Source organism: Amycolatopsis sp. NPDC024027 (assembly GCF_040638975.1).
Lineage (GTDB): Bacteria > Actinomycetota > Actinomycetes > Mycobacteriales > Pseudonocardiaceae > Amycolatopsis.
Genome location: NZ_JBEZYY010000012.1, coordinates 213755 through 232212, shown reverse-complemented (window position 1 = coordinate 232212; position 18458 = coordinate 213755). Strand labels below are relative to the sequence as shown.

At 73.4% G+C, this 18458-nt stretch carries 20 protein-coding genes; 8 read left to right on the top strand and 12 right to left on the bottom strand.

The window, feature by feature from the left end; all coding sequences use genetic code 11:
* Positions 1-37: 37 nt before the first annotated feature.
* Together AB0F52_RS28195 and AB0F52_RS28190 are read right to left on the bottom strand one after the other, a co-directional pair.
* Entirely contained in the window at positions 38-1231 is a 1194-nt protein-coding gene (locus tag AB0F52_RS28195; protein WP_360177291.1) for a hypothetical protein, read from the bottom strand.
* 114 nt (positions 1232-1345) lie between these two features.
* Complete coding sequence (locus tag AB0F52_RS28190; RefSeq protein WP_360177288.1) at positions 1346-3028, bottom strand: alpha/beta fold hydrolase; 1683 nt, start codon at positions 3026-3028, stop codon at positions 1346-1348.
* Between the two features lie 157 nt (positions 3029-3185).
* Here AB0F52_RS28190 and AB0F52_RS28185 point away from each other — a divergent pair, with 157 nt between their 5' ends.
* Positions 3186-3752: an RDD family protein gene (locus tag AB0F52_RS28185; RefSeq protein WP_360177285.1), complete on the top strand. Its 567-nt coding sequence runs from the start codon at positions 3186-3188 to the stop codon at positions 3750-3752.
* On the opposite strand, the gene AB0F52_RS28180 is transcribed toward AB0F52_RS28185, so the two are convergent.
* Positions 3633-4283 carry a response regulator transcription factor gene (locus AB0F52_RS28180; protein WP_199191611.1) on the bottom strand — a complete coding sequence of 217 codons (651 nt, stop codon included), beginning with the start codon at positions 4281-4283 and terminating at the stop codon, positions 3633-3635. The two genes, AB0F52_RS28185 and AB0F52_RS28180, sit on opposite strands and share 120 nt — an antisense overlap.
* Positions 4284-4299: 16 nt before the next feature.
* Positions 4300-5481, bottom strand: coding sequence for a histidine kinase (locus tag AB0F52_RS28175; RefSeq protein WP_360177282.1), 1182 nt, complete (start codon positions 5479-5481; stop codon positions 4300-4302).
* 135 nt (positions 5482-5616) lie between these two features.
* Here AB0F52_RS28175 and AB0F52_RS28170 point away from each other — a divergent pair, with 135 nt between their 5' ends.
* A complete protein-coding gene (locus tag AB0F52_RS28170) occupies positions 5617-6093 on the top strand; it encodes a hypothetical protein (protein WP_360177279.1) in 477 nt (158 codons plus the stop codon).
* Between the two features lie 55 nt (positions 6094-6148).
* On the opposite strand, the gene AB0F52_RS28165 is transcribed toward AB0F52_RS28170, so the two are convergent.
* Positions 6149-6679 carry a MauE/DoxX family redox-associated membrane protein gene (locus tag AB0F52_RS28165; protein ID WP_360177276.1) on the bottom strand — a complete coding sequence of 177 codons (531 nt, stop codon included), beginning with the start codon at positions 6677-6679 and terminating at the stop codon, positions 6149-6151.
* 133 nt (positions 6680-6812) lie between these two features.
* Here AB0F52_RS28165 and AB0F52_RS28160 point away from each other — a divergent pair, with 133 nt between their 5' ends.
* The 5 genes from AB0F52_RS28160 (at position 6813) to AB0F52_RS28140 (ending at position 9310) form a co-directional block, all read left to right on the top strand.
* Positions 6813-7505, top strand: a complete 693-nt coding sequence (locus tag AB0F52_RS28160) for a hypothetical protein (protein ID WP_360177273.1) — start codon at positions 6813-6815, stop codon at positions 7503-7505.
* Positions 7502-8026: a hypothetical protein gene (locus AB0F52_RS28155; protein WP_103341923.1), complete on the top strand. Its 525-nt coding sequence runs from the start codon at positions 7502-7504 to the stop codon at positions 8024-8026. The genes AB0F52_RS28160 and AB0F52_RS28155 overlap by 4 nt, the downstream gene beginning before the upstream one ends.
* A gap of 97 nt (positions 8027-8123) precedes the next feature.
* Entirely contained in the window at positions 8124-8558 is a 435-nt protein-coding gene (locus tag AB0F52_RS28150) for a hypothetical protein (protein WP_360177269.1), read from the top strand.
* On the top strand, positions 8555-8728 hold the full coding sequence (locus AB0F52_RS28145; RefSeq protein WP_360177266.1) for a hypothetical protein: 174 nt from the start codon (positions 8555-8557) through the stop codon (positions 8726-8728). The genes AB0F52_RS28150 and AB0F52_RS28145 overlap by 4 nt, the downstream gene beginning before the upstream one ends.
* An 18-nt stretch (positions 8729-8746) precedes the next feature.
* Entirely contained in the window at positions 8747-9310 is a 564-nt protein-coding gene (locus tag AB0F52_RS28140) for a hypothetical protein (RefSeq protein ID WP_360177263.1), read from the top strand.
* On the opposite strand, the gene AB0F52_RS28135 is transcribed toward AB0F52_RS28140, so the two are convergent.
* From AB0F52_RS28135 to AB0F52_RS28115, 5 genes are all read right to left on the bottom strand, one after another.
* Positions 9285-12581, bottom strand: coding sequence for a S8 family serine peptidase (locus AB0F52_RS28135; RefSeq protein WP_360177260.1), 3297 nt, complete (start codon positions 12579-12581; stop codon positions 9285-9287). The two genes, AB0F52_RS28140 and AB0F52_RS28135, sit on opposite strands and share 26 nt — an antisense overlap.
* A 209-nt stretch (positions 12582-12790) precedes the next feature.
* Complete coding sequence (locus tag AB0F52_RS28130) at positions 12791-13684, bottom strand: LacI family DNA-binding transcriptional regulator (RefSeq protein WP_360177257.1); 894 nt, start codon at positions 13682-13684, stop codon at positions 12791-12793.
* A gap of 189 nt (positions 13685-13873) precedes the next feature.
* Positions 13874-14743, bottom strand: coding sequence for an alpha/beta fold hydrolase (locus AB0F52_RS28125; protein ID WP_360177254.1), 870 nt, complete (start codon positions 14741-14743; stop codon positions 13874-13876).
* Between the two features lie 414 nt (positions 14744-15157).
* Positions 15158-15727, bottom strand: coding sequence for a TetR/AcrR family transcriptional regulator (locus AB0F52_RS28120; RefSeq protein ID WP_360177251.1), 570 nt, complete (start codon positions 15725-15727; stop codon positions 15158-15160).
* 139 nt (positions 15728-15866) lie between these two features.
* A complete protein-coding gene (locus AB0F52_RS28115) occupies positions 15867-16511 on the bottom strand; it encodes a helix-turn-helix domain-containing protein (protein WP_360177248.1) in 645 nt (214 codons plus the stop codon).
* 85 nt (positions 16512-16596) lie between these two features.
* Between AB0F52_RS28115 and AB0F52_RS28110 the strand changes: the two genes are divergently transcribed.
* Positions 16597-17400, top strand: a complete 804-nt coding sequence (locus AB0F52_RS28110) for an SDR family NAD(P)-dependent oxidoreductase (protein WP_360177245.1) — start codon at positions 16597-16599, stop codon at positions 17398-17400.
* Positions 17401-17493: 93 nt separating this feature from the next.
* Here AB0F52_RS28110 and AB0F52_RS28105 read toward each other — a convergent pair whose 3' ends face one another.
* Both AB0F52_RS28105 and AB0F52_RS28100 read right to left on the bottom strand, forming a co-directional pair.
* Positions 17494-17928, bottom strand: coding sequence for an OsmC family peroxiredoxin (locus AB0F52_RS28105; RefSeq protein WP_360177242.1), 435 nt, complete (start codon positions 17926-17928; stop codon positions 17494-17496).
* A gap of 25 nt (positions 17929-17953) precedes the next feature.
* A complete protein-coding gene (locus tag AB0F52_RS28100) occupies positions 17954-18397 on the bottom strand; it encodes a MarR family transcriptional regulator (RefSeq protein WP_360177239.1) in 444 nt (147 codons plus the stop codon).
* Between the last annotated feature and the right edge of the window lie 61 nt (positions 18398-18458).

Below are 18458 nucleotides of genomic sequence, written 5' to 3'. Positions count from 1 at the left end.
AGGTGCGCTTCCGCGCCCCGCAGCAGCCGGGCTTTCCTCAGTGTTCCGCGGCGCTCGGCGGGACTCCGAGGAGCCGGCCGAGGTAGAGGTCCCTGGCCACGAGGCTCACCGCCAGGTGGTCGGCGAGCGGGTCGAAGAAGGCGTTGCGGTACTTGGCGTCGGTCACCGTCGACGCGGCGAAGTACAGGCCGGAGAACGCGGCGATGAACAGGGAGACCTGCAGCAGCTCCTGCGGTACCGGCAGCTGGATGCCGAACAGCGTGCCGCCGGCGGGGTCGCGGCCGATCCACGCCTTGATCACCGCGTGCTGCACCGCGACGATCCCGAACACCACGAAGAAGACGAACACCAGCGTGGCGAGGACGAAGGTCTGCAGCACCTGGGTCAGGACCAGGACGAGGACCATGTTCGCCCGTTCCGGCTTCGTGAGCGGCGGCCGTTCGGCGGGGACGTCGTCGGCCAGGAAGGCCGCCAGCGGGGTTTCGCGCAGCTTGTCGAGGCCGACCGGGGCGGCGCGCGACTGGGTCAGCCGGGTGACCTCGTCCTTGAGCATCGCGAGCAGGAAGACCACGGCGACCACGGCCAGGAGCCCGGCGACCAGCCACATCCGCTCCCGCGGCAGGGCGGCGCCGACCTGCCAGATCTCGGCGGTGAAGAACCCGAAGACGGTGAACAGCAACAGGAGCGGCAGCGCCCGGCTGGTCAGTTCGCCGAGCAGCCGGGCCTGGCGGTACGCGGCCCGCAGCGCCCAGCCGACGATCGAGCCGACCCCGGCGAACGCGGCCGCGAACAGCCCGGCCAGGATCGCGAGCTGGGTCAGCAGGCCGAGCGCCACCGCGTCGCCGTCGACGATCCGGTCGACGGCGGGCACGACGACCACGAACACGGCCACCATGACCGCGGCGGGCACGGTCCCGCCGCGCTCGACCAGCTTGCGCCGCACCCACCGCGCGGTGAGCCAGGAGCCGAGGGCGGGGCCGGCGACCAGGCTCAGCAGCAGGCCGCTGTAGCCCAGCGCGAACAGGCCGTTGTCCAGCAGCCGGTCGAAGTCCGCGTCCGTTTCACCGTCCACAGCGGACAGCACGGCGGTCAGCACCCGCCAGCCCGCGATGAACACGACGGCCGGCGCGATGCGGACGAGGAGGTGGGCGGGCCGTCCCCGCACCACGGCGGGCAGCCCGCGCCGCCGGAACCACTGCTCGACGGCTTCGACGCCGCGTTCGTCCGCCATGTTCGCCTCCTGGTCGGCGCGGTCGCCGCCGGGATGCTAGCGCGGACCCGCGGCCGGCCGGGGAACCGGGCCGACCACGGACCACCACCACGGACCACCACCACGGGCCCCGGGTCACCGCTGCCGGTTCACCGCGCTGACCTCGTCCTGCACCCGCGTGCGCAGTGCCGCCGCGACACCGGACTGTCCCGCTTGGACGGACATCGCCGCGCCGCGCACCGGACCGGCGACCGGGTACACCCGGTCCTCGCCCGGGAGGGGCACGCCCGGGCAGGTCGTCGCGCGCGGCCGGGAGTTCTTGACGAGGAACACGTTCACGAGACCGTCCACGCACGGGTTGCCCGCCAAGGCGTACTGGCCGTGGAACGGCGAATCGTCCACCGACACCAGGGGCACGCCGGCCGCGCGGGCTCCCGAGGTCGCCTGCTCGTAGCCGGTCTGCGGGTCGAACTCGCCCTGCACGACCAGAATGTTCGCCGCCGCTTCGGGGGACACGTCCGGGAGTTCGTGGCGCGGCTTGTCGGACCAGAAGCCGCACGTTTCGCCCAGGCCGTACGCCCAGCCGAACAGCGGGTACCGCGGGCCTTGCCGGTCGCTGAGCCGCTTGTACCAGGCCGCCGTGCGGGTGGGCTGGTCGCCGCACGCCACGGCGAAGCGGGTGCCGGGCCGCTGCGTGTAGTCCGGGGCGAGGTCCGCGGCCACCACGCGATCGGTGGTCAGCTCGGCCGCCGGGACGCCGAACGTCGTGCGGGACACCGCGTCGAGGTCACCGGCGAGGGCTGCCGGGTCCGCGGGCGGTGTCCCGTCGAGCGCCTGCGCGCCCAGGAGGAAGATCAGCGCGCCGAGCACCCACCGGACGCGGCTGCCGTTGCCGACGAAGACGCCGTCGTAGGTGTCGGGGGCGAGGCCGTGCGTGCCGTAGTACGCGCGCACGCGCTCCCACTTCGCCTTGACCTCGGCGGCGGTTCCGCCCAGCTGGGCGGCGAAGTTCCGCGCGAGCCACGGCAGGTAGACGTCGTCGAACTGCCGCTGGTCGATGACGGGGAACGCTTCGAAGTCGGCCTGCAGCCGGCCTTCGAAGTCGACGCTGGAGTCGAGCACGGTCTTGCCGGTGTGCTCCGGGAACAGCGACGCGTACTTGGCGCCGAGCCACGTTCCGTAGGAGTAGCCGAGGTAGTTGAGCTTCTCGTCCCCGAGCAGGGTGCGGATCAGGTCCATGTCGTGCGCGGTCTGCCAGGTCGTGACGAAGGGCGCGAGCGCGTCGCTCTGGCAGGCCTCGGCGATGGCCCGGGGGACCTGCTGGTGCGCCGCGATGCTCGCCGCGGAGCGGTCGCGGGCGTCGAGCGGTCCCGCCGGCAGGCGGCCGACCGGCACCCGGCACTGGAAGCCGTTGTCGTCGGTGCCCGCGTGGCCGGTGCCGCGGGGGTCCATGCCGACGAAGTCGTAGAGCTCGTTCACCGTCGGCTGCAGGCCGGCGAGCGCGCCCGCGAGCGGGGTGCCCTGGCCGCCGGGACCGCCGGGGTTGAGCAGGATGGCGCCGTGCCGCTCGCCGGTCGCGGCGACCCGGCTGATCGACACCTCGAGCTCCGGCCCGGCGGCCGGGTCGGCCCAGTCCCGGGGGACCGTGACCCGGGCGCACTGCGCGGGCTTCTCGTCCGCGGCCGGCTTGAACGGGCAGTCGCCCCAGCTCAGCTGCTGGGTGGTGTACGGGGCGAGCGGGTCGGCGGCCGCGACGGGCACGGAGGCCGCGAAGAGGGCGGCCGTCGCGGCCGCCAGTCCTGTCCGGGAGAGACGCACCGGGATCCTTCCGTCGGCGGGTGGGGTGCGCCCGAGCCTGGCCGGGCGGCGCCCGCCGGTGATCAGCCCGGAGGACGAACTCGCCGCGTCCGCCTCGGCCCCGGGTATGAGACGCACCCGGCGTGCGCCCGGCGGCCGCGGCGGAGATCATGGGGTCATGACCGGTTCCCGCCCGGGGCTGGGCGTCGTCGGGCGCCGCCTCGTGCAGTTCCTGCTGGACGAGCTGCTCGTCTTCGGGCCGATGCTGCTGTTCGCGATCGCGGTGGTCTGGTTGTTCCGCCCGCACGGCCCGGGGCTGCTGACGTTCCTGGAGGTCGTCCTCTACACGATGCTGGCGCTGGACCTGGTGGGCCTGTGGTTCGTCCTCGCGTGGTGGCCCTACCGGCACGGCGGCCAGACGCCGGCGATGCGGTGGCTGGGCCTGCGGATCGAGACGCTCGAGGGCACGCACCCGTCGCTCGGCGCGTTCTTCGTCCGCGAGCTGCTGATGGTGGTCGACGGCTTCGCGTGGGGACTGGCCGGGATCGTGGTGATGCTGGTGACCCGGCGGCGGCAGCGGTTCGGCGACGTCGTGGCGCGCACGGTCGTCGTGCGCGTCCCCCGGTCAGCGCACCAGGCCGCTTTCCCAGGCCCAGATGGCGATTTCGGTGCGGTTGCGGACGCCCAGCTTGCGCTTGGCCGCGCCGATGTGGGTCTTGACCGTGGGCATCGACACCACGAGTGACCGGCAGATCTCGTCGTTCGTCTCACCGCGCGCCACGGCCTTCACGACGTCGAGTTCGCGCGGGGTGAGCGGGTTTTCCGGCGGGGTGACGCGCCGGGGACCGCGGCGCGCGTAGTGCGCCAGCAACCGGGTGGTGATCGCGGGGGAGACGAGCGCCTCGCCGTGGGCGGCCGCGTGCACGGCCTCGACGAGCAGGTTCGGCCCGGCGTCCTTGAGCAGGAAACCGCAGGCGCCGGCCCGCAGCGCCGCGTGCACGTTCTCGTCGAGCCCGAAGGTCGTCACCATCACGACGTGCAGCGGCTCGGGGACGTCCGGGCCGGCCAGCAGTTCCGTCGCCCGCAGCCCGTCCACGCCGGGCATCCGGATGTCCATCAGCGTCACGTCCGGGCGCAGCTGCCGGGCCAGGCGCACCGCCTGGTCGCCGTCCGCGGCCTCGCCGACGACCTCGATGTCCGGTTCGCCGTCGAGGATCAGCCGGAACCCCGCGCGGACCAGCGCCTGGTCGTCGGCGATCAGCACTCGCGTCGGCACCCGGTCTCCCCTCGGCTCAGCCCGGCCGGAGCGGCAGCCGCGCGACGACGCGCCAGCGCCGGCCCGCCGCCGGACCCGCCTGCACGGTACCGCCCACCGCGGCCACCCGCTCCGCCATCCCCAGCAGGCCGTAGCCGCCCCGGCGGGCGGGCCGGCCGGCGCCGTCGTTGACCACCTCGACCAGCAGCTCGCCGGGTGGCTCGTGGCGGACGAGCACCCGGACCTCGGCGGCTTCGGGCGCGTGCCGGCGGACATTGGTGAGCGACTCGGTGAGCAGCCGGTGCGCGGTGGTGACGACTTCCGGCGCGACCTCGAGCCCGGCGAGGCCGGGGCCGACGTCCAGGTGGATGCGGTCGTCGTCGGGGACCGCGCGGTCCACGGCGGTGGCGAGGTCGGCGGGCGGGACGAAGAGGTCTTCGTCGCCGGTCCGCAGCGCTCCGACCAGCCGGCGCATCGCGGACAGGGCCGCGGCGCCCGCGGTTTCGAGCTCGGCGAACGTCGCGGTGTCGCCGCCGGTCCGCTCGGCGACGCGGTGCGCGGCCTGGACGCGCACGACGATGCCGCCGATCTGGTGGGCGACGAGGTCGTGCAGCTCCCGGGCCAGCCGCAGCCGCTCGGCGGTGCGGAGTTCGAGCACCTCCACGCGGTGGCGGACGTCGGCGTCGCGCAGGACCAGGCCGCCGGCCAGCGCGCCGCCCCAGGCCACGGCGGCACCGGCGGCGTAGAGCGCGGACGGTGTTTCGGCGCCGTAGCGCAGGATCGGGGCGAGGGTCGCCGCGCAGCCACCGAGGACCGCCTGCGCGGTGGCCGTCCTCGGGGACAGCCGGTGGCAGCACGCCCCGACCATCAGCGCCAGCGCGAGGGCTTCGGCCGCACCCGGCTGTGGCGGCAACCGGGCGCCCGTCGTGGCGAGCGCGGCGGCGACGGCCGTGCCCAGCAGCGACAAGCCGGACACGGCGGCGGCCAGGCCGGCGATGTGGCCGGGGAACCGGCGGCGCAGCACGGCCAGCAGCGCCACCACCGGGCCGACACCGGGCGCGAACTCGATGGCGACGGTGGCGAGCTGACCCCGGCCGGGACCGGCCCGGGCCGCGACGACGGTGTCGAGCACGACCAGTGCCCCGAGGACGACCGCCTCGGCCACGAGCGGGCCACGGCGGCCGGTCCAGGGGATCCGCGGGTGGCCGGCGAAGGTCATCCGCCGATGGTGCCGCACCGCGCGGCCGCGCGCCCCGTGCACCGGGCGAAACTCCTACCCGGGTACGAGACGGCGGTGCGCATCTCGTACCGGCGGCCGATCGCGGCACGGTGGTTCCGCGGAAGACTCGGGCCGATGGACGATCGAAGCGAACAGATTCCGACGCGGGAGGCCGGCTTCATCGGGACGCGGCCCGTCGAGGGGCCGATCGAGGGCTTGCCGGGCTGGTACTTCGTGCTCGTCGGGCTGCTGGTGGCGAGCAACGACCTGAGCCGGCAGTTCAGCGACCGGTACGGCTGGGTCGCGCTGCTGCCGCTGGTGCTCGTGGCGGTGCACCTGACGCTGTGGTTCACCCTGTTGTCCCGCCGGCGGCGGTACCTGCGTGCGGTGTGGCGGAGCAAGCAGGCGCTCGCGCTCGTCGCCGTGCTGTTCACGGTGCGGCTGCTGCTCCAGTTCGGGCTCGCGAAGCTGACCGACGAAGCCGCGCCGCTGCACAGCTACACGCACCTGGTCATCGGGCTGGTGATGCTCGTCGTGACCACCGCCGGGGCGTGGTTCGACCAGTGGCTCGTCCTGCGCGTGGTGAACCGGGACGCGAATCGCGGACGGTGATTTTCCGCCCAACCGCCGTCGATTTCTTCGCGGGGTCCGGAAAGTGGTCAAAAAATCATCGGGTGGGGTGGCCGGGTTTTCGGTTGCCGGCGCCGCGCCAGGCCGGAATCAGGTGGTTCGCCATGGCGAGGACAACGCCGGCCGCCACGCCCGGCCACCGGTCCGGGACCGGTTCGAGCGCGCCGATCGCCGCGCACCCCGCGCTGCCCGCGGCGAGTGTGACCGCACGGGACACCACCGCCCACGACACCGTCTCCGCGCCGAAACACCCGCACGGCACACCCGGCCGGCGCGTCCGCAGCACCGCCGCGTAGCCGGCAAAAGCGCAGTACAGCGCGGCTTGCGCGGCGACCGGGAGAGCTGCGGCAGCGGGATCCGTGAGCAGGACCGCGAGCACGGCCACGCCCACGAGGACCTCCGCGCCCGTGGTCGCCGCCGCCACGAAAGCCGTCGGCGGCAGCAGGCCGTGGACGCGCAGCACCGCCCGGTGCTCCTGCGGGCGCGCTGCGTGGGTCACGCCGGCCGCGGCCAGCAGAATCGCCCCGAATGCCGTCAGCGCCGTCATTCCCGCGGACCAGATGTGCATGGACCCACTGTATTCCCCCGCCAGAATTACCGTCCCCGTTCGGAGCAATCGGAGAACCGTTGGAAAACGATCGTGGCCACCGCGGAATCCGTCGGCTAGTCTCACCGGGGCGATTCCGGGAATCGGAGGTCTCATGGCGACACAACGGCTGCGATTGGTGGCGCCGGGCGGGGACCGGGTGACCGTGGGCCTGCCCGCGGCGGCCCCCGTTTCCCACGTGGTGGCCGGTGTCCGGTTCGTCGGCGGCTCGTACGGCACCGGGTTCCAGATCGGGCCGCGCGGCTACCACGATTTCGCGTGCACGCACGTCGCCCCGGCCGAAACCCGGGAGCGCCTGGTCGTGCACGGCCGGGAGGTGGCCGTCGCCGAAGCCCGCGACGGGCAGTCGTCCGTGGCCACCCTGTTCGGCGCCTACCACGAGCTGATGACGGTGTACGCGGGTCCGGCGCCCCGCCGCGACCGCGTGCTCGCCCTGTTCGGCTCGCTGCGGATCGAAGACCACGTCGACGGCATGACCGTCGTCCCCCGCGCGGAGACGCTGCTGGACCCGATGAACGAACACTTCGTGGTCGTGGTGAAGGACCACGGTTCGCTGTCGATCCCCACGCCGCGCCAGGCCGCCGCGCTGATCCCGCGGCACGCGGGCGCGCGCACGCGCTACGGCGAGGTCTGGAAGGCCGGGTACGCGAAGGAGTCCGCGCGCTCGTTCGTCCTCGGCTGCCCGGCCGGCCTGGCCGAGGTCCACCTCGCGACCACGCCGGCGAAGACCGAACGGGAACGGCTCGACTGGCTCGACGGGATCGACATCGCCTGGGACCGCCGATGACCCCGTCGATCGCGGTCACGCTCCTCACGTGGGCGGCGATCATCCTGCTGTTCTTCGGGTTGGCGGCCGTCCTGCGCGAGGTCCGCCTGCTGCGCGGGGTGGTCACCCGGACCACGGACGGATTCGTGGCCGCGCCGCCCGATCTGGTGCTGGGCCCGCGGTTCGCCGGGGACGGCGGCCGGATCGTGGCGGCGGTCGATTCGGGCTGTCCGCTGTGCCTGACGGTGGTCGAGCGGCTGGCCGGGCTCGGCGCGGACGCGACCCTGCTGACCCACGAACCCCTGACGACGTGGGCGGACCTGGCCCACGGCCTGCCGGTGATCAGCGACGGCGAAGCGTGGCGTTCGGTTTCCCACCTCGCGCCACCGGTGCTGATGTCGCTCGACGGGACCGGCCGCGTCCGCCGGATGCTGCTGCCGGTCCGGGCGGCCGAAGTGGACACGGCACTGGCCGGCTGGGCCGGCCCGAAGGAAGGAGGCGAGACCGGTGACCCTGGAGTTGGCGCACATTCCCGACTTTGACCGCCCCGGCCCGGCTGCCGAGCCCACCCGCGCGGGACGGAAGCTGAGGGCCCGCGGCACGCGCAGGACGTTCCTCCGTGCGGTGACGCTCGGGGCCTTGACGATCGGTGCGACCGCGCTCGACTGGTCCGGCCTGTCCCGCGTCCGGAAGGCGAACGCCGAGTTCAGCCCGTACGGCATGCCGGGCTTCGACCGCAACGACTGCCGGGACGCCTACCCCACCGGCTACGCCGAACTGACCGACACCAGCGGCACCTACGTCAACACCTACGCCGCGTGCTTCGGCGGGTTCTGGCGGGGGAGCACCTACTGCGAAGCGGGCTGGCACAAGTACGGCACCTGGAACGAGGGCGGCATCCAGGTCGACCACCAGCCGGTGGCCAACACGTGCGGCCAGTTCGTGGGCAAGAACGCGTGGCGGTGGACGACGCCGGACATGAAGGTCTACCGCTGCTCCGACGGCTTCTCCACCTTCTGGGGTGGCGGCTACACCGGCCAGACGTACCTGACGATCTGCCGCGCCGCCCTGTGACCGAAGGGGTTCCGCGGCGCCGGTGGCACCCGCTGACGCTCGCCGCCGGGCTCGTGCTGGCCGCGGTCGCGGTGACGATCGCGCTGGTGGTCGCGCCGGGCCGGCTGCTGCCGGGCGCCTGGCTCGTCCTGTGCGCGGCCGCCGGGTTCGCCACCAGCGGCTCCAGTTGAAGCCGCAACTCGGCCTTCGTGCTGAGCTCGCCGGTCTGGCGAGGCACTCCGACACTGGCGTTCTGCGCCGGGCTCGTCTGCGGCGGCGCCCTGAGCGCGCTCGTCCTGACCGTGGCGGGTTCCCTGCTGCGCGCCCCGCTTCCGGCGCTCCTGTGCTGGGCCGTGGTGGCCGCGGCGCTGGGTGCGGTGCTGCTGCGCGAAACGGGGGTGTGGTCCTTCCGGCTGCCCGAAAACCGCCGGCTGGTGCCGGACACGGTGTTCCGCCTCGGCCGCCACCTCGGCCCGCTGCAGTTCGGCTTCGAGATGGGCACCGGGGTGCGCACCTACCTGCCCAGCGGCCTGCCGTACGTCGCCGCGATCGCCGTGGCCCTCACGGCTTCGCTGCCGGCGGCGTTGTGCGCGGGCGCGGGGTTCGGGCTCGGCCGGGCGCTGATGACGACGGCGAACCTGCGCTACGACGGCGAAAGCGGCTGGGACGGCGAATGGCGGGCCCACGGCCGGGAGCTCAAGCTCCTGACCGGGGCCGCCTTCGCCGGCCCGCTCGCCGCCGTCGCCGTCACGGTGTTGTCTGGTACGCCCTGATCACCGTCTGGGTGACGGCGTTGCCGTCGGTGTCCCGGGCGGTGATCCGCAGCGACACGAACCCTCCGCCCGGCGGGTTGTGCACCACCGTGAGCCCGCCGTTGCCGAGGCGTGCGGTGGGCGTGGACGTCCACTTCGCACCGTCGTCCACGGACGTCTCGACGCGCAGGTCCGCCAGCCGGAACTCGCCCGCGCCCGGCTGCCGCTGGGCGGTCAGCGCGAGCACGAACGGCTTCCCGGCCGGGGCGCGGCTCTGGTCGTCGACCGCGCCCTCGGCCCGGACCACCAGCAGCGGCAACGGTTTCGCCGGCGCGGCCACGCCCGGCTCGCGGAACGTCCATGCCACGTCCACCGCGGTACCGACCACCGACCACGGCACGCTGCGCGTGGCCACGGACCGCAGGGTGTAGGTCCCCGCGGCGTCCGGAATCGCCAGCGCCCCGAAGGCGGGGCTCGCCGCGGTGGCCAGCGTGACGCCGTCGCGCGACAGGGTCGCCGTGCCGGTGAGGCCTCCCGGCGGTGAGGTGTACTGCTCCGGGTCGCTGCCCGAGACCAGCGGGATCGCGTACGTCAGCTGGTTTCCGGCGCGAACCACGCCCCAGCCGTCCTGTGGTGCGCCGAAAGCGGGCCCGACCGGGGCGCGGTTCCAGCCGGAGTGCTGCGGCCCGGGCCGGTAGGTCCGGTACGAGTAGTTGCTTTCCGCGTCGGTCAGCGGGTCCGGGTACACCGCCAGGAGGTGCTGCCAGCTGACCCCGGTCGTGTAGTACTCGGTGCGCCGGCTCGGCAGTGCCTGCGCCGCGACCTGGTAGGTCCCGCTGTCGGCGCCCGGGAACCCGAAGGTGACGTCGTCGAGGCGCAGGCTCTCGGCCGGTTTCCCCTGGGTGTGGTAGCGGGCGTCGACCACCGCGAGGTCCCGGTCGCGCACCCGGAACACGGGATCGGCCGGCACGCGGCCGCGCTCGAGCAGCGCCAGCTGGTAGACGTACCCGTTCGGATCCACCCCGGGTGGCCGGGCGGCCAGCGTCGCCCGGAAGTACAGCGCGTAGGTGTGGTCGGTGACCTCACGGTCCGAACCCACCGCGTACAGCTCGGTGCCCGGCTGGGCGATCCAGGCGAGCGTGTTCGTGCGGGTCCCGCCCGGATTCCCGGACACCAGGCCCAGTTCGCCGCCCTGCAGCCGCGCGTCGGGGCGATCGACCGCCGCCCGCAGCGGTTTGCCCGCCCGGGCGTCCAAAGTGACCGAGACGTCGCCGGTCACCGGCTGGCCGGGCCGCGACAGCAGGGTCACGGCGGTGGGCCGGGTCTGGCCCGCCGGGTCCCCGGACACGTCGAACGCGTTGAGGTCGTAGCGCCCCTTGGGCACCCGGACCACGGCCGTGCCGTCGGCGCGGAACGGCCGGACGCCGAACGCGGCTCCCGTCGCGGTGTCGACGAGCGTGGCGACCCCCGCGGTGAACCGCCCGTCCCGGCCGATCAGCCGCACGGACACGTCGTAGCTTTCCGCCTCCAGGAAGGCGCCGAGCGCGGTCTGCACGGTGATCCCGGGCGCCGTCGCGGTCAGCCGGGCGCCGTGCTGCCCGGCCGTGGCCCGGGCCGCCTGGAGGGTGACACCGACGTCGGCATCGCCGTGCGCGGGGACGACCACGGACGGCACCGAAGGCGTGAACAGCGGCGCCGTGGTGGTGAGGGCCAGGGACACGGCCGTGTCGCCGTCGTTGTGGTAGGTCACGGTTTTCGTGACGGGTTGCGTGCGCGGCCAGGCGACGAAGCCGTAGCCGAGGCTGCCGGTGGTGGCGGTGACCTGCTGGGTGACCGCGCGCCCGGCGTCCACCCGGCCGGCACCCTGCTCGGCGACGTCGGCGGTGGGTGTGGCGGTGCTCGTCAACGTCGTCTTGAGCCGGCCGGCGAGCCAGTCCGGGTGCCGCTGCAGCAGCAGGGCCGCCGAACCGGCGACGTGCGGCGCCGCCATCGACGTCCCGGAAAGCCTTGTGTAGTTGTCGTCGACCGGAGCGGTGTCGCCGTCGCGCGTGCCAGCGGCCCGGGCCGAGACGATGCCTTCGCCCGGCGCCGCGATGTCGGGCTTGACCGCGTAGTCGCCGAGCCGCGCGCCCCGGTTGGAGAACGGGCTGGTGGTGTCCTGCGCCGACACGCTGCCGACGGCCAGCGCCGCATCCGCCGCGGCGGGCGCGACGACCGGTCCCGGTTCGGGCAGGTCGAGCGTGCGGTCGTTGCCGGCCGCGGCGACGAACAAGGTGCCGTACCGGGTGGTCAGCGCGTTCACCGCCTGGGACACCGGATCGGTGCCGTCGGTCGTGTCGCCGCCGAGGCTCAGGTTGACCACGCGGGCCTTCGGCGCGATCCACTCCATGCCGGCGATCACCGCGGATTCCGGGCAGCCGTAGGCGACGCAGACCTTGCCGCTGATCAGCCGGGCGTCCGGGGCCACCCCGCGGTAGCGCCCGCCGGAGGCGGCGCCGGTTCCGGCGATGATGCCGGCGACGTGCGTGCCGTGCCCGAGGTCGTCGCCCGCGTCCGGCCGGGTCCCGGTGAAGTCCTGCGCTTCCACGACTTTGCCGGCGAGATCGGGGTGGTCGGCCCGGACACCGGTGTCGAGCACGCCGACCGTGACGCCGCGGCCCGTGTAGCCCGCCTGCCACGCGGCCGGGGCGCCGATCTGCGGCACGCTGACGTCGAGCGCCGGAGTGGCCAGGCCGTCCAGCCACACCCGGCCGATCCCGGCCCGCAGCGCGGACCCGGCGGTGAGCCAGGTCCAGAACTCCGTTCCCCGGCGCCGGTCCTGGCGCAGGGCCGTGCCGCGCACGCTCGGCAGCTCCCGGACGGCGGTGGTGGCGGGCGGCGCGACCGCGGGGGAGCCGGCGGACGAGGTGACGATCAGGGGGAGACTCCCCGCGGAGTCGGCGAGGTGCTGCCGCAGCAGCTCGGAAACGTCGAACAGCCGGGAATCGAGCCGGCCGGAGGCCACCAGCGCCAGCGCGTCCGACGGCACCACGGTGATGTCGCCGGGCCGCGCGGGGGTGTGCGTTTCCCGGAAGAAACCGATCCGGTCGCGGCCCGGACCCGGTTCGACCGTGACCGTGCTTTCCCCGCGCAAATTCGGCAGCACCCGCACCCGGTCGCCGGTGATCAGCGTGACGGATTGGCCCGAATCGCGTGAAGCGCCGGGTGCTGCGGCCGGTTCCGCCGCCGCCGGAACGGGCAGTGCCCAGCCCGCCACCACCACGGCCGCCAGTGCCAGCTGTCTTCGATGCATGTCAGGGCCCTCCGGCTGAGATCGTTTTCCCCCGGATTTCGTCTCGGCAAATGCGAGCGGGAAAAACAGCCGCGCGGTCGCCGCGGTCACGTTAACACCGGCCCGGGTGTGCCGGGCAATACGTCATTTCCGTGAACCAACAGCCGATAATTGATCACCACAATACCGACAGTGGCAAAATGTGGGGGAAGTTATTTGACTCGGCCGCGTCACGGCAGGCGCGGCGGTGCGGTGCTGGCGCGGGCGGCCAGCTTCGGCGCGAGCAGCCGGGTTCCGGGCGCGGTGCCGTCGTCGAGCTGCCCGATGACCGTTTCGACGGCCAGCGCGCCGATCTCCCGCGCCGGGATCGCCACGCAGGTGAGCTCGAGCAGGCTGTGCGCGGTCAGGCTGTCCGGGCAGACCGCGACGAGGGAGACGTCCTCGGGCACCCGCAGCCCCCGCTGGTGCAGCCCCGCCAGCACCGCGGGCAGCGCCGTTTCGTTGTGCACCACGAGACCGGTGACGTCGGGGTGCCGGGCGAAGAGCGCGTCCAGGCCGCGCAGCGTCCGCCAGTGGGTGGTCCCCCAGGCCAGCGTCGTCGAGCGGACGCCCCGGCGCGCCGCTTCCGCCGTGAAACCCAGCGCGAGCCGGGCCGCGGAGCTGCTGCCGCGCCGGTAGACCGCGGGCGGTGAGCCGATCAGGGCGACGTGCTCGTGCCCGAGGCCGGCGAGGTGGCCCAGGCTCAGCGCGCCCGCCGCCGCGAAGTCGAGGTCGAGGCAGCCGAGCCCGCGCGGCCGGTCCGGCAGGCCGATCAGCACCGCCGGGCGGCCCAGCCCGAGCAGCACGGGCACGCGCGGATCGGCCGCTTCGACGTCCATCACCACGACCCCGTCGGCGACGGACGAGGACACTGCGCGGCGCAGCGCGGCCGGGCCCTCTTCGGCGGTGAGCAGGAGCAGGGCGTGGTCACGGGTGCCGGCCGCGGCGATCGCGGCGGCCACGAACTCCCGGACGACGACGTCGTGGGCGCCGGCGCGCAGCGGGACGACCAGGGCCAGGACGTTCGTCCGGTGGCCGGCCTCGAGCCGTGTCCCGGCGTGCCGGTGGTGACCGCGCTTGCGCATGGCGTTCTCGACTGCCCCTCCCCCAGAGACGGCGATCCGGCACGATGTCGTCGAACCGCATCGACGAAAATCGAACGTAGAGTACTCGCCGGGGATGCGCAAGCGGATCTCAGCTGGTCCGCAGGGTATTCACCGGGCTCGGTGAAGATCGAACCGATTCGATCACCCCGGGAGTGAACGGCGGGCCCGTCACGCCGCCGCGGTGACCAAACCGGCCAGCACGCCGGGCCGTTCCAGGGCGATGAAGTGGCCCGCTCCGGGTACCTGCGTGAAGGCGGCGTCCGGCAGCAGATCGGCGTTGGCCCGGCGATCCGACGGCCGCGACCAGTCCTTCTCGCCGTAGACGAGGTGGATGGGCGCCTTGACTGCCGCGTAGCGCGAGCGGGCCGCGATGAGGCTCGGGAGGTTCCGGTAGATCCCGCGGGCCACGGCGGGGTAGCCCGGGCGGCGGCCGACCTGGAGGAGTTCGGCCAGGTAGTCCTCGTGCAGGGCGCTCTTGTCGCCGAGGCCGCCTCGCAGGATCCGGCGGAGCGCGGCCTTGGGCTCCACCCCGGCGATCACCGGGCCCACGCCCGGCGCGAGGACGCCGGCGACCACCGCGCGGGCGAGCAGGCCGGACCGGGCGATGCCGCCGCGGAAGTCGTAGGCGTTCACCGCGATGACGCGCCGGACCCGGTCCGGCAGTTCGGCCGCGGTGGTCAGGGCCAGCACCGCGCCCATGGATTCGCCCAGCAGCGTCACGTCGTCGAGGTCGAGTTCGGTGAGGAGCCGTTCCACGCCCGCGCGCAGCGCCGGTTCTTCGTAGGACGCGCCGGGCACGATCTCCGAGTAACCCATCCCCGGCAGGTCGAGGGCGTACACGGTGAACCGGTCCGCGACGAGGGGGATGAGGTTGCGGAAGTGCTCGGCCTGCGTCCGCACGGTGTGCAGCAGGACCAGGGGAGCGCCGGTGCCCGCCCCGAGGTAGCGCAACGCTCCTTCGCGGGCCCCGCGCGCGGGGAGGACATGGCTGGTCGCACCGGGGATGTGGATGGTGGGGTGGGCGTTCGCGTCGGGCATCGCGCCGGCTTCCTCTCGGGAGCGATCGGAAACCGATCGGTTTCGATACCGTAAACCGGTCGGTTTCCGATCGCAAGATGTGGTACCACGGTGAGAAAACCGATCGGTTTACCGGGCGCCGCGGCGACGTCCCTTCCGGGAAGCCGCGGGGCCGCCGCCGGTGCTCGACGCGGACTGGCTGCGCGAGCTGTGCCTGGCCGCCGGCGCGGCCGCGGTCGGTCTCGACCACCCCGACCTGGCCGGGGAACGCGAGTACGTGCTGGGTGCGCGTCCCCGCCGCCGAAAGCGCCTCGATGTGGCAGAGCCTGAGTTCGTCGCCCGGGTTCCCGCGCGCAGGAGTACGCCAAGCGACGCTTCCCGCACAAGCCGCTCAAGGAAGTCGCCGGCGGCCGGGCGCCGCCGGAGTGACGGACCTCAGTGCAGGCCCGCCGCGTCGAGCAGGGTGGTCACGGTCGGGACGATGAGCCCCTTGAGGTCGTCGACCCCGATGCCGGCCCGGGCGCTGGCGCCGTCGAAGACCACGAGGAGCTGCCGGGCCAGCAGCTCCGGATCGGCGGCCCCGCCCTGTTCGGCCTGCCGGCGGAAGAAGCCGAGCAGGTTCCGCTTGATCCGCCGCGCCACCCGGCTGGCGGGGTGGCGCCGGTCCTTGAGTTCGATCTGCGCGTCCAGGTACCGGCAGCCGTGGAAATCGGGGGTGCGGGCCTGCGCTTCCAGCTGCGCGAAGACGTGCATGATCCGCTCGCGGGGCGAGCGGCCGTCGTCCGCCGGGGGCAGCAGGCCGGCCACGAAGGCGGCCGCGCCGTCCTTCAGGCTCGCCGCGAGGAGTTCGTCCTTGCTTTCGAACAGCTGGTAGAGGGACCGCTTCGACACACCCGCGGCCTTGCACAGCGCCTCGACGCCGATGCCGACCCCGTCCCGGTGGGTGAGGGTGGCCGCGGCGGCCAGCAGCCGCTCGCGGGACGTGGGTTTCGCCTCGGTGGTCATCCCGCGAGGTTAACCCGGTTCGCCCGGATTGAAAACCGATCGGTTTACTTCGTCGGCTTCGCGGGGTGTGGCCGGAATTTGCCGCCATTGGCTCGCCCGCCGGACCGCGATCACTCGATTCTGCTCGAGCAAGGGCCGCTCAGGGGGTCGCCGACCGGTCGCGGAGGCCGGCCCGGGCGAAGGCGAGCACCTCGTCGACCAGATCGGACAGTTCGCTCGTCGCCGACCGCGCCCGGCCCTCGCGGGTCACGTAGATCTCGCGGAGGCCGGTGACCACGGTGACGGCGGCGAGCCGGGGGAGCAGGGCGTCCGCCGGGAGGCCGATGTCCTCGCCGATGCCCGCGGCGATGAGGAGTTCGAGGTCGCGGTAGCCGGCCCGGGCGCGGCCGCGGAGGTCGTCGTCGGCCATGAGCAGTCCGGCGCGCAGGGCCCGGCGCTGCCAGAGGTGCGCCGGGTCCACCCCGGAGCCGTGGTCGCGCGCGTCGAGTTCGCGCATGGTCGCCCGCATCCAGTCGCCGACCGCGTCGAGGGTGCTCTCCGCCTTCCGAGCCCGCAACCGCGCCTCGAGTGACTCCGGGGTGAACGGATCGTCGGCGAACAGCAGGTCGTCCTTGGCCGGGAAGTGCAGCGTGACCGTGCGGGTCGCGACGTCGGCCCGCGCGGCGATCTGCGCGATCGTCGTTTCGCGGTAGCCCTGGCTCGCGAAGAGGTCCAGGGCCGCTTCCCGGATGCGGGTCCGGGTCTCGGCCTTCTTGCGCTCCCGGCGGCCGTCACTCGCGATCATGGCGGCAACTCTACCAGCCATCATAAAAATGCACTCTGTGCTACTGTTAGCTTGAGAGGTAGAGACGCGAACGGAAGGGCAAGTCGTGACGAAGAACTGGTTCATCACCGGGACGTCCAAGGGCTTCGGCCGTGAGTGGACCGAAGCCGCACTCGAGCGCGGTGACCGGGTCGCCGCCACCGCGCGGGACGTCGAAAACCTGCGTCCGCTGGTCGACCGGTACGGCGACGCCGTGCTGCCCCTGAAGCTGGACGTCACCGACCGCGCCGCCGCCGTCGACGCGGTCGAGCGGGCGGCGGCCGGGTTCGGTTCGCTGGACGTGCTGGTGAACAACGCCGGCTACGGGCACTTCGGGATGGTCGAGGAACTCACCGAGCAGGAGGTCCGGGCGGAGCTGGAGACGAACTTCTTCGGCACGCTCTGGCTGACGCAGGCGGCCCTGCCGATCATGCGCCGCCAGGGGCGTGGCCGGATCATCCAGGTCACCAGCGAGGGCGGCATCCGCGCGTTCCCGGGCATCGGCGCCTACCACGCCTCGAAGTGGGCGGTGGAAGGGCTTTCGGAGTCCCTGCGGCAGGAGGTCGCGGCGTTCGGGATCGACGTGATCTGCCTGGAGCCGGGCCCGTACCGCACGGACTTCGGCGGCGGCAGCATCCGGCAGAGCGAGCCGGACCCGGCCTACGAGGCGGTCCGCGAAGCGGGCCGGATCGAGTGGGACCTCGGCGACCCGCGGGCGACCCGGGCGCCGCTGCTGGAACTCGCGGACACCGACGACCCGCCGCACCGCATGTTCTTCGGCAAGTCGTTCGCGGCGGTCGAAGCCGAGTACCGGGACCGGCTGGACGGCTGGCGCAAGTGGGAACCCCTCGCCCTGGCCGCCTTCGGCTGAGGGGCCGTCGCGTGATCGCCGGTGCCGCGAATGACTCATTCGGGACCTCCGAGGTCCCGAATGAGTCATTCGCGACGGTCGAACCCGGGGAACTCAGGCGAGTGCCGCGTCCATGGTGATCGTCGTGCCGGCCAGGGCCTTCGACACCGGGCAGGTCTTCTCCGCCGTTTCCGCGTACTCCGCGAACTGCTCCGCCGTCACGCCCGGGATCGAGGCGCGCAGGGTGATCGCGATGCCGCTGATCTCGAAGCCGCCGCCCTTGGCCGGGCCGAGCGTCACCTCGGCGCTCACGTCGATCGAGTCCGCCGTGAGCTTCTGGGACTCCAGCACGCCCGACAGGTTCATCGCCAGGCAGGACGAGTGCGCCGCCGCGATGAGCTCCTCCGGGCTCGTCTGGCCGTCCGGGTCGCCCGCCCGGGTCGGGAACGAGACCGCGAACGTGCCCGCGTTGGACGAGTCCAGCGTGACCTCGCCCTTCCCGCTGTTCAGTCCGCCGACCCAGTGGGTGGTGGCGTCACGGCTGGGCATAAAGCCTCCTCGGTGCTCGGATGAGTCAGTGCTCGGATGAGTACGCGGCGGCCGACGCCGTCAGCCGCCGCAGGGTGGTGATCAGTTCCCGCCGCTCCTGCTCGCCGAGGCCGAGTGCGCAGCCGATCGCCGAGGGGACGCCGGCGGCGCGCGTGCGCACCGCCCGGCCCTGCCCGGTCAGGCTGATCATCACCGTGCGTTCGTCCGCGGGCAACCGTGTCCGCGACACCAGCCCGTTGGCCTCGAGCCGCTTCAGCAGCGGGGAAAGCGTGCCGTAGTCCAGGTGCAGCGCCTCGCCGATCTCCTTGACCGGCCGGGCGTCGGACTCCCACAGCACCAGCAGCACCAGGTACTGCGGGTAGGTGAGGTCGAGCTCGCCGAGCAGGGGACGGTACGCGTCCGTCACCGCGCGTGACGCGGCGTAGAGCGCGAAGCAGGCCTGCTCGTCTAGAAGGAACTCGTCCGGCACGTCCGCAAACCTAGCCCACGATTACATCGTGCACAAGGTATTCCGGAAAACTGTCGGTGGT

Bases quoted from the DNA above. Each gene is read 5' to 3' on its own strand.
- AB0F52_RS28115 (WP_360177248.1), bottom strand. From the start codon at position 16,511: ATGATCGCGAGTGACGGCCGCCGGGAGCGCAAGAAGGCCGAGACCCGG.
- AB0F52_RS28135 (WP_360177260.1), bottom strand. From the start codon at position 12,581: ATGCATCGAAGACAGCTGGCACTGGCGGCCGTGGTGGTGGCGGGCTGG.
- AB0F52_RS28170 (WP_360177279.1), top strand. From the start codon at position 5,617: ATGGACGATCGAAGCGAACAGATTCCGACGCGGGAGGCCGGCTTCATC.
- AB0F52_RS28155 (WP_103341923.1), top strand. From the start codon at position 7,502: ATGACCCCGTCGATCGCGGTCACGCTCCTCACGTGGGCGGCGATCATC.
- AB0F52_RS28125 (WP_360177254.1), bottom strand. From the start codon at position 14,743: ATGCCCGACGCGAACGCCCACCCCACCATCCACATCCCCGGTGCGACC.
- AB0F52_RS28130 (WP_360177257.1), bottom strand. From the start codon at position 13,684: ATGCGCAAGCGCGGTCACCACCGGCACGCCGGGACACGGCTCGAGGCC.
- AB0F52_RS28165 (WP_360177276.1), bottom strand. From the start codon at position 6,679: ATGCACATCTGGTCCGCGGGAATGACGGCGCTGACGGCATTCGGGGCG.
- AB0F52_RS28105 (WP_360177242.1), bottom strand. From the start codon at position 17,928: ATGCCCAGCCGTGACGCCACCACCCACTGGGTCGGCGGACTGAACAGC.
- AB0F52_RS28120 (WP_360177251.1), bottom strand. From the start codon at position 15,727: ATGACCACCGAGGCGAAACCCACGTCCCGCGAGCGGCTGCTGGCCGCC.
- AB0F52_RS28175 (WP_360177282.1), bottom strand. From the start codon at position 5,481: ATGACCTTCGCCGGCCACCCGCGGATCCCCTGGACCGGCCGCCGTGGC.
- AB0F52_RS28185 (WP_360177285.1), top strand. From the start codon at position 3,186: ATGACCGGTTCCCGCCCGGGGCTGGGCGTCGTCGGGCGCCGCCTCGTG.
- AB0F52_RS28195 (WP_360177291.1), bottom strand. From the start codon at position 1,231: ATGGCGGACGAACGCGGCGTCGAAGCCGTCGAGCAGTGGTTCCGGCGG.
- AB0F52_RS28160 (WP_360177273.1), top strand. From the start codon at position 6,813: ATGGCGACACAACGGCTGCGATTGGTGGCGCCGGGCGGGGACCGGGTG.